11 protein-coding genes are annotated in these 12,653 nt (G+C 72.3%); 8 read left to right on the top strand and 3 right to left on the bottom strand.

Features of this window, described 5'->3' with window-relative positions; all coding sequences use genetic code 11:
- Positions 1 to 33 precede the first annotated feature (33 nt).
- Both Q0994_RS09210 and Q0994_RS09205 read right to left on the bottom strand, forming a co-directional pair.
- Positions 34 to 1,110, bottom strand: coding sequence for a methyltransferase (locus tag Q0994_RS09210; protein WP_299531434.1), 1,077 nt, complete (start codon positions 1,108 to 1,110; stop codon positions 34 to 36).
- Positions 1,111 to 1,144: 34 nt separating this feature from the next.
- Complete coding sequence (locus Q0994_RS09205; RefSeq protein ID WP_299531432.1) at positions 1,145 to 2,260, bottom strand: nitrous oxide reductase family maturation protein NosD; 1,116 nt, start codon at positions 2,258 to 2,260, stop codon at positions 1,145 to 1,147.
- A gap of 257 nt (positions 2,261 to 2,517) precedes the next feature.
- Between Q0994_RS09205 and Q0994_RS34150 the strand changes: the two genes are divergently transcribed.
- The 3 genes from Q0994_RS34150 to Q0994_RS09195 all read left to right on the top strand — a co-directional run bounded on the left by Q0994_RS34150 (position 2,518) and on the right by Q0994_RS09195 (position 5,451).
- A complete protein-coding gene (locus Q0994_RS34150; RefSeq protein WP_363325539.1) occupies positions 2,518 to 2,748 on the top strand; it encodes a putative leader peptide in 231 nt (76 codons plus the stop codon).
- A 72-nt stretch (positions 2,749 to 2,820) separates the two neighbouring features.
- Positions 2,821 to 4,038 (top strand): LLM class flavin-dependent oxidoreductase, encoded by a 1,218-nt coding sequence (locus tag Q0994_RS09200; protein ID WP_299531430.1) that lies wholly within the window; start codon positions 2,821 to 2,823, stop codon positions 4,036 to 4,038.
- Between the two features lie 18 nt (positions 4,039 to 4,056).
- Complete coding sequence (locus tag Q0994_RS09195) at positions 4,057 to 5,451, top strand: NtaA/DmoA family FMN-dependent monooxygenase (protein ID WP_299531428.1); 1,395 nt, start codon at positions 4,057 to 4,059, stop codon at positions 5,449 to 5,451.
- A 76-nt stretch (positions 5,452 to 5,527) separates the two neighbouring features.
- On the opposite strand, the gene Q0994_RS09190 is transcribed toward Q0994_RS09195, so the two are convergent.
- Positions 5,528 to 6,355 (bottom strand): GntR family transcriptional regulator, encoded by an 828-nt coding sequence (locus Q0994_RS09190; RefSeq protein WP_299531426.1) that lies wholly within the window; start codon positions 6,353 to 6,355, stop codon positions 5,528 to 5,530.
- Between the two features lie 190 nt (positions 6,356 to 6,545).
- Here Q0994_RS09190 and Q0994_RS09185 point away from each other — a divergent pair, with 190 nt between their 5' ends.
- The 5 genes from Q0994_RS09185 to Q0994_RS09165 all read left to right on the top strand — a co-directional run bounded on the left by Q0994_RS09185 (position 6,546) and on the right by Q0994_RS09165 (position 12,609).
- Positions 6,546 to 7,802, top strand: a complete 1,257-nt coding sequence (locus tag Q0994_RS09185) for an extracellular solute-binding protein (RefSeq protein ID WP_299531425.1) — start codon at positions 6,546 to 6,548, stop codon at positions 7,800 to 7,802.
- A gap of 130 nt (positions 7,803 to 7,932) precedes the next feature.
- Positions 7,933 to 8,808, top strand: coding sequence for a carbohydrate ABC transporter permease (locus Q0994_RS09180; protein WP_299532120.1), 876 nt, complete (start codon positions 7,933 to 7,935; stop codon positions 8,806 to 8,808).
- 92 nt (positions 8,809 to 8,900) lie between these two features.
- Entirely contained in the window at positions 8,901 to 9,650 is a 750-nt protein-coding gene (locus Q0994_RS09175; RefSeq protein ID WP_363325541.1) for a carbohydrate ABC transporter permease, read from the top strand.
- An 8-nt stretch (positions 9,651 to 9,658) separates the two neighbouring features.
- A complete protein-coding gene (locus Q0994_RS09170; protein ID WP_299531422.1) occupies positions 9,659 to 11,173 on the top strand; it encodes a beta-N-acetylhexosaminidase in 1,515 nt (504 codons plus the stop codon).
- Positions 11,170 to 12,609, top strand: coding sequence for a cellulose binding domain-containing protein (locus tag Q0994_RS09165; RefSeq protein ID WP_299531421.1), 1,440 nt, complete (start codon positions 11,170 to 11,172; stop codon positions 12,607 to 12,609). The genes Q0994_RS09170 and Q0994_RS09165 overlap by 4 nt, the downstream gene beginning before the upstream one ends.
- Positions 12,610 to 12,653: the final 44 nt, after the last annotated feature.

Genomic DNA, 12,653 nt, shown 5'->3' with positions numbered 1-12,653 from the left:
CCGGGCCCGGGGCGGTCCGCCGTGCGGGGCCGGTTACGGCACCGTGCACTCGAAGGCGTGCAGGTAGGCGTTGACGGGGTGGACCTCACCGACCAGCAGGCCGGCGTCGGAGATCCGGGTGACCAGGCTCTCCCGGGTGTGCTTGGCGCCGCCGACGTTGAGCAGCAGCAGCAGGTCCATCGCGGTCGTGAACCGCATCGACGGGGTGTCGTCGACCAGGTTCTCGATGACCACCACACGTGCGCCGGGGCGGGCGGCGGCGACCACGTTGGCGAGGGTCCTGCGGGTGCTCTCGTCGTCCCATTCCAGGATGTTCTTGATGACGTAGAGGTCCGCCTGGAACGGGATGTCCTCGCGGCAGTCCCCCGGCACGATCCGCACCCGGTCGGCGAGCGCGCCGCCGTCCCGGAGCCGCTCGTCCGCGCGCGCCACCACGCCCGGCAGGTCCAGCAGGGTGCCCCGGACCGACGGGTGCTTCTCCAGCAGGCTCGCCAGGACGTGGCCCTGACCGCCGCCGATGTCGGCGACCGAGGACACCCCGGTGAGGTCGAGGAGTTCGGCGACGTCCCGCGCCGACTGGACGCTCGACGTGGTCATCGCCCGGTTGAACACCTGGGCGGACTCGCCGGCGTCCTCGTGGAGGTAGTCGAAGAAACCCTTGCCGAAGCGCTCGGGGAAGACGGTCGCGCCGGAGCGCACCGCGTCGTCGAGCCGCGGCCAGACCTCCCAGGTCCAGGGCTCGGTGACCCACAGGCAGATGTAGCGCAGGCTGTGCGGGTCGTCCTCGCGCAGCAGCCGGGACGTCTCGGTGTGGACGAACCTGCCGTCCTCCGTCTCGCTGAACACGCCGTAGCACGCGAGCGCCCGCAGCAGCCGTCGCAGCGGCGCGGGCTCGGCGTCCACGACCAGGGCGAGTTCCGCGGCCGAGGCGGGGGCGTCGCCCAGGGCGTCCGCGACGCCGAGCCGGGCCGCCGCGCGCACGGCCGCGGCGCAGGCCGCACCGAACGCGAGCTCCCGCAGCCGCATCGACGGCGGCGGGGTGTGCGTGCCGGCCGGGGGCCGGCCGGCGGTCAGGGGGGTGGTCTCGGGGGTGGGGCTCACGGTGGTCATGCCGTCTCGTTTCTCCTGGTGCGGCGGCGGCCGGTCATCCGGCGCACAGGCCGGTCGGGACGGACGTCCCGCACGTGTTGCTGACGAAGGTGTTGCCGGTGCCGGAGGCGTCGCCGTTCGCGAGGTCGGCCGGCTGGTTGCCGCTCAGCAGGTTGTCGCTGACGGTGTTGTCGGTGTTCAGCGCGCCCACGAAGCTCTTGAGCAGCACCACGCCGCCGGAGAACGCGGTGGCGCCGGCGTTGTCACTGATCTCGTTGGACCGCACGACCGTGCGCTCGCTGCCGGTGAGGACGATGCCGGAGCCCTGGATCGCCGACAGGCGCGGAGTCGCCGGACAGAGCTTGTTGTTCCTCAGGATCCGGTTGCCGCTGATGGTGATCTCCCCGGCGGCGGGCTTGGACTCGTCGCCCACGACGAAGACGCCGCTGCAGTTGCCGGTGAGGGTGTTGCCGTCGATCACGAGGTTCCTGACGCGGCGGGCGGTGACCCCGATGCGGTTGCCGCTCACCGTGTTGTCCTCGACGACGGTGCCGCCGGTGTCGGTGGCCCCGCCCTCCTCGCTGACCGAGTTGGCGACGAAGATCCCGGCGTCGCCGTTGCCGGTGGCGGTGTTGCGGCCGAAGCGGGCGCGGGTGGAACGCTCCTGGGCGATGCCCCAGACGCCGTTGTCCTCGGCGGTGACCCGGCGGACGGACAGCCGGTCGGTCCAGGACGACCAGACGCCGTTCTTCGTGAAGCCGGCGACGGTCAGCGAGTGGATCCGGACGCCGTCGACGGTGCGGCCCTTCGTCCCGACGACGCAGACGCCGTTCCCGGCGGCGGCGCAGGCGTTGGCGGCCCGCGGTCCCTTGGCGGCCGTGGCGCCCGCGGCCGGCTTGGCGGGAGCGGGCGGCGCGATCACCGTACGGCCCTCGATCCCGCGCAGCGTCAGGCCGGGCGTGGTGATGTGGACGCTCTCGCGGTACGTGCCCGGCAGGACGACGACGGTGTCACCGGTCTCCGCGGCGTCCACCGCGGCCTGGATCGACTCGCCGGGGTGGACCACGAGGTCACGGTGCGCGGACGCGGCGGTGGGGACGGCCGAGAGGCCGAGGACGCCTGCTGTGGCGACGGTGAGGGCCGCCAGGCCGGTGAGGTGTTTTGTTCTCATGAGCCGAAGCTATGGGCGATCAACCGGCGATGCCACACAGGGTGACCATGTGGATACGAGCCGTGCCTGAATGGGTGAGGAAAGGAGTGCCCCGCCCGTGCGGCCACCGTCGGGCCGTCCCCGGCCGGCAGCGGAGGCGGCAGTTCCGGCGCCGCACCTTCCGACGGCACCCGCGAAGGTCGTGATCTGCGGGCATTGCGCGGCGGGTCGGCCCCGCGTAGCGTTCACGAAGGCCGTCGGCCGCCGTCGCCGGGACCGTGCGGCGGCCCGCCGGACCCCGCACACGCGGGCGTCGTACGGCCGGGCGGGACCCGACCGGGTTCCGCGGCGCGGGCCCCACGGGGACCGCCGGAGAGGGGTGGGTGACGGTGGTGACGGTGCGCACGCGCCCGCCCGTCAGGGCCCTCGTCCCGCGACGCCGCGTCCATCTGTACACGCGCCCCCACATCGATCTGCAACGCGTCGCCGGCGCACTCTGTCGTTCCTGACCCGTACCCCTGCCGCCGTCCCTCCGGGCGAGGGGCGGTGATCACCCACGGTCCGATCAGGAAGGCACCCCCGTGTCCTCGTCAGCTTCCGCCCCGCACCACCCGCTCCACCTGGCCGTCGCCCTCGACGGCGCCGGCTGGCATCCCGCCGCATGGCGCGAGCCCGGCGCCCGCCCCGGCGACCTGCTCACCGCCGGCTACTGGGCCGACCTCGTCGCCGAGGCGGAGCGCGGCCTGCTCGACTTCGTGACGATCGAGGACGCCCTCGGACTCCAGTCCTCCCGCTTCGCCGAACCGGACGACCGCACCGACCAGGTGCGCGGCCGGCTCGACGCGGTCCTCATAGCCGCCCGGGTCGCTCCGCTGACGCGGCACATCGGGCTCGTACCGACCGTGGTCGCCACCCACACCGAGCCGTTCCACATCTCCAAGGCCATCGCCACCCTCGACCACGTCAGCCAGGGCCGCGCCGGCCTGCGCGTCCAGGTGTCCGTCAAGCAGCACGAGGCCGCCCACTTCGGCCGCCGCACGATTCCCCCGCTGGCGCTGGAGGACCTCGGCACCCCCGCCGTGCAGCACCTGGTCGCCGACCTCTTCGAGGAGGCGGGCGACCACGTCGAGGTGGTGCGCCGGCTCTGGGACAGCTGGGAGGACGACGCCGAGATCAGGGACGTCGCCACCGGACGGTTCATCGACCGGGACAAGTTGCACTACATCGACTTCGAAGGCCGGCACTTCAGCGTCAAGGGCCCCTCCATCACGCCCCGGCCGCCCCAGGGGCAGCCGCTGGTCAGCGCCCTGGCCCACCAGACCATCCCCTACCAACTGGTCGCACGCGCCGCCGACATCGGATACGTCACCCCGCACGACACCGACCAGGCGCGCGCGATCCTCGCCGAGATCCGCGCCGAGCAGGCCGTCGCCGGCCGGGCGGACCAGCCGCTGCACGTCTTCGGCGACCTGGTCGTCTTCCTGGACGACGAACCCGGCGCGGCGGCGGACCGCCGGGACCGCCTGGACGGCCTCGCCGGCACCCCGTACACCAGCGACGCGAAGATCTTCGCCGGCACGCCCGGACACCTCGCCGACCTGCTGCTGGAGTGGCAGGGCGCCGGCCTCACCGGATTCCGGCTGCGGCCCGCCGTGCTCGGGCACGACCTGGAGGCGATCAGCCGCGGGCTGGTGCCCGAACTCCAGCGGCGCGGCGCCTTCCGCACCGCGTACGAGGCCGACACCCTGCGCGGGCTGCTCGGACTCGCCCGCCCCGCCAACCGCTACGCCGCCGTCTGAGCCGGAAGGACCACCGACATGAGCACCCGTGACCTCACCGGCAAGCCGGTCAAGCAAGTCCACCTCGCCGCGCACTTCCCCGGCGTCAACAACACCACCGTGTGGAGCGACCCCGAGGCGGGCAGCCACATCGAGTTCAGCTCCTTCGCCCACTTCGCCCGCACCGCCGAACGAGCCAAGTTCGACTTCCTGTTCCTCGCCGAAGGGCTGAGGCTGCGTGAACAGGGCGGAAAAATATACGACTTGGACGTGGTCGGGCGGCCCGACACCTTCACCGTGCTGTCCGCCCTCGCCGCCGTCACCGACCGCCTCGGGCTGACCGGCACCATCAACTCCACCTTCAACGAGCCCTACGAGGTGGCCCGCCAGTTCGCCAGCCTGGACCACCTCTCCGGCGGGCGGGCGGCGTGGAACGTCGTCACCTCGTGGGACGCCTTCACCGGCGAGAACTTCCGCCGGGGCGGCTTCCTCCCGCAGGACGAACGCTATTCGCGGGCGAAGGAGTTCCTGGAGACGGCGCACGAGCTCTTCGACTCCTGGCGCGGCGACGAGATCCTCGCCGACCCGCGTACCGGTGCCTTCCTGCGGGACGCGCGGGCCGGAGCCTTCGTCCACAAGGGTCAGCACTTCGACATCGAGGGGCAGTTCAACGTCCCCCGAAGCCCGCAGGGCCGACCGGTGATCTTCCAGGCCGGCGACTCCGACGAGGGCCGGGAGTTCGCGGCGGCGAGCGCCGACGCCATCTTCAGCCGGTACAGCGCCCTCGAAGACGGCCGGGCCTTCTACGCCGACGTCAAGGGGCGGCTCGCCCGGCACGGCCGCACCCCCGACCAACTGCTGATCCTGCCCGCCGCGACCTTCGTCCTCGGGGACACCGACGCGGACGCCGAGGAGAAGGCCCGCGAGGTGCGCCGCAGTCAGGTGAGCGGCGCCACCGCGATCAAGCACCTGGAGTTCGTCTGGAACCGGGACCTGTCCGGCTACGACCCGGACGGGCCGCTGCCCGAGGTGGACCCCGACCCCGGCGAGCACACGGTGGCCCGCGGGCGCGCGCAGGTGCGGATGTACCGGGACCCGGTGGCGACCGCCCGTCAGTGGCGGGAGCTGGCCGCCGCCAACAAGTGGTCCATCCGCGACCTCGTCATCGAGACCGGCAACCGGCAGTCCTTCGTCGGCTCGCCGGAGACGGTCGCCCGGACCATCGACGAGTTCGTCCAGGCCGACGCCTCCGACGGCTTCATCCTCGCCCCGCACATCACGCCCGGCGGGCTGGACGCCTTCGCCGACACCGTGGTGCCCCTGCTGCAGGAGCGCGGCGTCCACCGCACCGAGTACGAGGGGACCACGCTCCGCGACCACCTGGGGCTGGCCCACCCGGACGGGGCGCCGGCGGCCGGGATGGCCGTGTCGTAGCGGGCGGCCTCGCGGGATTCCGGGCCCGCCCCCGTCACCGGACGGGGGCGGGCCCGGCGTGCGTCCGTGTCCGCCGTCAGTGGGCGTCCCCGGTGGTCGACGTGGTGATGATGTCCCCGTGCGCGAAGTCCCCCGGCGGGATGCCCGGGTGGTGGCCCTCGGGCCGGGGGCGGGCGGCCGAGGCGCCGAGCGAGAGACGCGAGACGATGCGGTAGCGGTCGCCGCGGTACAGGGAGTGCACGTACTCGACGGGGCGGCCCGCCGTGTCCGTCGTCAGACGCTCGATCAGCAGCGCGGGCGAGAGGACCGGGATGTCCAGCACGGCCGCCTCCGCCTCGTTGATGACGGTGGGCTCGATGGACTGCACCGCGTGGTCGACGTGTACGTGGTGGTGTTCGCGCAGGTGGTCGTAGAGGTCGCCCGCCTCCAGCTCCTGCGGGGTGAGGGAGGGCACCAGATCCGCCGGGATGTGCAGGTGCTCGATGGCCATGGGCGCCCCGTCCACCAGCCGGAGCCGGGCGATGTAGACGACGTCGGCGGCGGGGGAGACGCGCAGCTTGCGGCCGATGCGCGCGCCGGCGCGGACGGTGTCGAGCTGGAGGAGCCTGCTGGACCAGGCGCCCGCCGCCCGGGGCAGGGCGAAGGCCGCGTCGTCGGAGACCAGCTCCTGGGTGATCTTCGCGGGTGCGACGAACATGCCGCGTCCGTGCTCGCGCACGAGCTGGCCCGTCGCGACCAACTCGTCCACGGCCGCGCGGAGCGTGGGCCGGGACACGCCCAGTTCGGCGCTGAGGGTGCGCTCCGACGGGATGGCGTCGCCGGGCCGGCGTCCCTCGATCAGGCCGAGCAGGTGTTCCCGGACCCGTTCCCGTTTGAGCACGCCGCCGGAGGAACTGTTCTCCATGACCGACCTTTCTGCTGCGATGCCCGCAACTGGTCCGCTGGTAAAGCACGGTTCAAGGGCTTTGAAGTCTACAACGTGCTCAACTGCCCGTATTGCACAGTGGGTTGACGCCTCCACTGGTCTATGCCACCTTCTAGCCACATCGTTGTCCAGTTGGCCAACTGGTCAACTCATCTGCGAGGTGTATCCAGTGAAGATCCGCTTCATTCCGGTTGCGGCGGCGCTCGCCGCCGCATGTGCCCTGACGTCGTGCGGCAGCTCCGGCCCGGAGTCCGGCCAGTCGGACGGGCCCGAGGCGCTCACCGTATGGATCATGAAGGACAGCGTCTCCGACGCCTATCTGCAGCGGTTCGAGAAGGACTTCGAGGCGGGGCACGGCGACATCCGGCTGGACGTCCAGATCCAGGAATGGGACGGCATCGGCGAGAAGATCACCGCCGCACTCGCCAGCAAGGACGCCCCGGACGTGATCGAGGTGGGCAACACCCAGGTCGCGCAGTACGCCCAGAGCGGCGGGGTCCTCGACCTGAGCGACAAGGTCGGTGAACTCAAGGGCGCCGACTGGCTGCCGGGCCTCGCCGAGCCGGGGAAGGTCGACGGCAGGCAGTACGGCATCCCCTGGTACGCGGCCAACCGCGTGGTCATCTACAACAAGGACCTCTTCGCGAAGGCCGCAATCACCGCGCCGCCCACCACCCGGGACGAATGGCTGCGGATCACCGCGAAGCTCGACCGCGACGGGACGCAGGGCATCTACCTCCCCGGACAGAACTGGTACACCCTCGCCGGCTTCGTCTGGGAGGAGGGCGGCGAACTCGCCGTCCAGAACGGGGACTCCTGGAAGGGCGCCCTGGACACCCCCGAGGCGCTCCGCGGCATGGACTTCTACGAGCGGCTCCAGGCGCTGGGGCAGGGCCCCAAGGACGCCGACGAGGCCAACCCGCCGCAGGCCGACGTCTTCGCCGAGGGCGACGTCGCACAGATCATCGCCGTTCCCGGCGGGGCGAAGATCGTGGAGCAGGCGAATCCGGACCTCGCCGGCAAGCTCGGCTTCTTCCCCGTCCCCGGCACGACGGCGGACCGGCCGGGAGCGACCTTCACCGGCGGCTCGGACCTGATCGTGCCCCTCGCCTCCGCCCACCAGGACGCCGCCTACGAAGTGGTCAGGTCCCTGGCCGGGGAGAAGGAGCAGACCGAACTGGCCCGCGCCATGAGCTACGTCCCCAACCGGACCTCGCTGGCCGGGGTGCTCGAGGACGACGAGGGCAACGCCGCGATGGCGGCGGCAGCCGCCCGAGGGCGCGCCACCCCCAACTCCCCTCAGTGGGCGGCCGTCGAGGCCACCAACCCGATCAAGGAGTACATGACGGCCGTCCTCACCGGGGCCGACCCCGCAGAGGCCGCCAGGACCGCGTCCGACGCCATCAGCAAGACCCTCGACCCGTGAGCGGGTTCGCGGGGGGACGCCGATGACCAGGACCGAGGACCGCCCGCGCCCGCCGGCCGCCCGGGCCTCCGCGGGGACGGCACCACCGCCTTCCGGCGCGGTGGGCCGGCGGCGGACCGTCCCGGCCGTGCTGTGGCCCTACCTCCTCGTCGCCCCCACGGTGATCGGTGTCCTCCTCCTGCTCGTACACCCCCTGGCGCGCAACGTCCTGATCTCCTTCCAGCACTACGGCATGGCGGAGCTGATCCGGGGCGGGGCGGCCGGCGCCGGCTTCGAGAACTACCTCACGGTCCTGCGCGACGGTGAGTTCTGGCAGGTGGTGCGGCGCACCCTGTGGTGGACCGCCGTCAACGTCGTCCTGATCATGGTGATCGGCACCCTCGTCGCGCTGATGCTGCAACGGCTCGGCGGCAGAATGCGGACCCTGGTCCTCGTCGGGCTGGTGCTCGCCTGGGCCAGTCCGGTCATCGCCACCACCACCGTCTTCCAGTGGCTCTTCGCCTCCCGGCTGGGGGTGGTCAACTGGCTGCTCGTCCGGCTCGGCTTCGACTCCTTCGAGAACTACTCCTGGCTGGCCCACGGGCCGGCCGCCTTCACCGTCCTCGTCCTGCTCGTGGTGTGGCAGTCGGTCCCGTTCGTCGCCATCACCCTGCACGCCGCGCTCACCACCGTCCCGGCCGAGCTGTTCGAGTCCGCCCGCATCGACGGGGCGAACGGCCGGCAGATCTTCCTCTCGGTCACCCTGCCCGTCCTCAAGCCGGTCTTCGGGCTGGTCCTGAGCCTCGAAGTCATCTGGGTCTTCCGCTGCTTCGCCCAGATCTGGGCCGTCACCGGCGGCGGACCCGGCGGAGCGACCACCACCCTGCCCGTCTACTCCTACCAGGTGGCCCAGTCCTTGCACCGCTACGACCTCGGGGCGGCCGTCGCCACCCTCACCGTGCTCATCCTGATCGGCGCGCTGATCCTCTACTTCCGCCAGATGTTCCGCCAGGAGGCAGAGCTGTGAGACCCCGCACCGCGTCCGCCCGGCCGGGACGGCTGCCGCTGAACGCCGCGGCGCTGCTCGTCTTCGTGCTCAGCGTCTTCCCCGTGTACTGGATGATCCTGACCGCCTTCAAACCCACCGCCGACATCCGGGCCGAGACACCGGTCTTCCTGCCCACCTCGCTGACGCTGGACCACTTCTCCGCCGCGGTCTCCGCCGACGGCTTCTGGTCCTTCTGGCGCAACAGCCTCCTCGTCACCGCCGGGTGCGTCCTGCTGGCCCTCCTGGTCGCCCTCGGCGCCGCCTTCGCCGTCGCCCGGCTGCGGTGGAAGGGACGCCGGGCCTTCGTCCTCATGGTGTTCGTCGCCCAGGTCGCCCCGTGGGAAGCGCTGCTCATCCCGATGTACGTCATCGCCCGCGACACCGGCATGCTCGACCGGCTCGCCACCCTGACCCTCGTCTACTTCATGATCACCCTGCCGTTCACCATCGTGACCCTCCGCAGCTTCCTCACCGCGATCCCCGCCGAACTGGAGGAAGCCGCCCGGGTCGACGGCTGCACCCGCGCCGCCGCCTTCCGGCGGATCACCTTCCCGCTGCTCGCGCCCGGTCTGCTGGCCACCTCGCTCTTCGGCTTCATCACCGCCTGGAACGAGTTCGCCTTCGCCAACATGCTCATCATCAAGAACCAGGACGACCGGACCCTCCCCGTCTGGCTCTCCTCGTTCTCCAACGTCTTCGGCACCGACTGGGGCGCCACCATGGCCGCCGCCACCCTGTTCGCACTGCCCGTCCTCGTCCTCTTCCTCGTCCTCCAGCGACGGGTCGCCACCGGCATGACCGGCGGCGCGGTCAAGGGATAGGAGACACCGTGCCCCCGGCACCCTCGGATCTCGGCCTCGTGCCGAGCCCTTCCCGGCTCAGCGTCCGCACCGGCCGGTTCACCTTCGACACGACGACGGCGATCCGTGCCACCGACGGCGCCCGGCCCGCCGCCCGGTTGCTGCGCACCCTGCTCGCCCCGGCGACCGGGCTCCCGCTGCCCCTCGCGGACGACGGCCGGATCGTGCTCGCCCTCGACCCCGGCCTCACCGGCCTCGGCCCGCAGGGCTACGGGCTCACCGTCGGCGGCGACACCGTACTGCTCCGCGCCGCCCGGCCCGACGGCCTGCTGCACGGCGTGCAGACGCTGCGGCAGTTGCTGCCGCCGACGGCCCTGGGAGAGGACCCGGTGCGCGGCGGCGACTGGACGATCCCCTGCGTGGAGATGACCGACGTGCCGCGGTTCGTCTGGCGCGGGGCGATGCTCGACGTGGCCCGCCATTTCCAGCCCGCCGCGTTCCTGCGGCGCTTCACCGACCTGCTGGCCCTGCACAAGCTCAACGTGCTCCACCTGCATCTCACCGACGACCAGGGCTGGCGGATGCCGGTCGGCGCCTACCCCCGGCTCACCGGGGTCGGCGGGACACCGCACGGCGGCGCGTACACCCGTGAGGAGCTGACCGGCCTGGTCGCGTACGCCGCCGAGCGCGGGGTGAGCGTCGTCCCCGAGATCGAGATGCCCGGCCACGTCCGCGCCGCCCTCGCCGCCTATCCCCACCTCGGCAACTTCCCCGGCCGGCGCCTGGAGGTCTGGGACCGCTGGGGCGTCTGCGACACCGTCCTCGGCGTCCACGACGACGCCCTCGACTTCTGCCGCACCGTCCTGGACGACGTCATGGACGTCTTCCCCTCGCCGTACGTCCACGTCGGAGGCGACGAGTGCCCCACCGGCGAGTGGCACCGGTCCCCGTCCGCGCTGCGGCGGGTCGCCGAGCAAGGGCTGGACGGCCCCGGCGCGCTGCACGGCTGGTTCATGGAACGCATCGGGGCCCACGTCACCGCACGCGGCCGGAGACCGCTGGGCTGGACGGAGACCGGGCACGACCTGCCGGACTCCTTCACCGCGCTGGCCTGGCGCGACGAGGACCACGGGCGCGCGGCGGCGCGCAACGGCCACTCGGTGGTCATGGCCCCGCACCGGTCCACCTATCTCGACTACCCGCGGTCCACGCACCCCGAGGAGCCGCCCGGCCAGGACGGACCGGCCGTCGACCTGCCCACCGTGTACGCCACCGACCCCGCCCCGGAGCACTGGGCGGACGAAGACGCCGCCCGGGTGCTCGGAACCCAGGCGCAGTTGTGGACCGAGTACGTGACCACCGCCGCGCACGCCGAATACCTCCTGTTCCCCCGGCTCTGCGCGCTCGCCGACACCGCCTGGTCCGGCGGGCGCGACTGGCCCGGCTTCCAGGCACGGCTGCACCACCACCGATCCCGGCTCGACGCCCTCGGCGTGCCGAGCCGTCCCTCCACGATCCACTCTCCCGAGAGGAACACCAGGTGACGAGCACCAGCCCGAGCACACGAGCGCGCACCCCCCGCATCCGCGCCGCCCTGGCCGCCGCGACGGTGGCCGGCCTCGCCTGCGCCACCCTGGCGGTGGTCCCCGCCACCGCGGCCGGGGAGTCCCTGACGGTGCAGTACCGGCAGAGTTCGGCCGGCTCGGACCAGGCGGAGCCCTGGTTCAAGGCGGTCAACACCGGTTCCACGTCCGTCCCCCTCGCCCAGGTCAAGATCCGCTACTACTTCAAGGCGGACGCCGGCGCCTCGTACACCTACGCCTGCTCCTGGGCGGTCAAGGGGTGCGCCAACCTCACCGGCACCTTCGGCACCCTCGCCCACCCCACCGCGACGGCCGACCGGTACCTGGAGATCGGGTTCACCGCCGGTGCGGGCTCGCTCGCCGCGGGGGCGGACACCGGCTACATGCAGCTGCGCTTCCACCGGTCGAACTGGCAGGCGCTGAACCAGAGCGACGACTACTCCTTCGGCCCCGCCCAGACCGCCTATGCCAACTGGTCCAAGGTGACCGCCACGGTCGGGGGCGTCCAGGTCTGGGGCACCGCGCCCGCGGGCAACGACCCGGGCACCGACCCGACCGATCCCACCGGCCCGACCGGCCCGCCCGTCGCCGGGCCCCGGCTCTTCGACGACTTCTCCTACACCTCGCACACCGACCCCGCCATCGGCGCGCACGGCTGGAACGTGCGCTCCAACGCCGGCGGCCCCGGCGTGCCGGGTGCGAGCTGGCCGGCCGACAACGTCACCTTCGCCAAGGAGGGGACCAACTCGATCATGAACCTGGAGACGTCCACCGCCGGCACCGCCGCCACCACCGAGCAGGCCGAAGTCCTCACCAAGGCCACCAAGTTCCGCAACGGCACGTACGCGGCACGGGTGCGGTTCGCCGACGCCCCGAAGTCCGGTCCCGACGGGGACCGCCTCGTCCAGACCTTCTTCACCATCAACGACCTCAAGGCCCCGATGGCCGACGACTACGCCGAGTACGACTTCGAGTACCTGCCCAACGGAGGCTGGGGCGAGCCCGCCAACATCCTCTACACGACCTCCTGGGAGACCTACCGCCCCGACCCGTGGGAGGCCGTCAACCAGCACTCCGAGTCCCGTACCGGTCACGCCGGATGGCACGACCTGGTCCTCACCATCGACGGCAGCAGCATCGTCTACTACGTCGACGGGCAGGAGTTCGGCCGCCACGACGCCCGCTACCTCCCCGAGCGGCCGATGTCGATCAACTTCAACCAGTGGCTGATCGACCTCGCCGGCCAGACCAGCACCGCCCCGCGCGCCTATGACCAGAAGGTCGACTGGGTGCTGCACGTCAAGGACCAGGTGCTGACCCCGGCCCAGGTCACCGCCGAGATCGCCGCCTACCGCGCTGCGGGAACCGTCTTCGAGGACACGGTGCCGGCGGGCTGACCGCCCGGCCGGGGGACGTCCGGCGGCGCGGGAACGCGCACCGC

Origin of the sequence: uncultured Streptomyces sp., assembly GCF_947488945.1 — a bacterium.
GTDB lineage: Bacteria > Actinomycetota > Actinomycetes > Streptomycetales > Streptomycetaceae > Streptomyces.
This window is presented reverse-complemented; position numbering and strand designations above follow the sequence as displayed.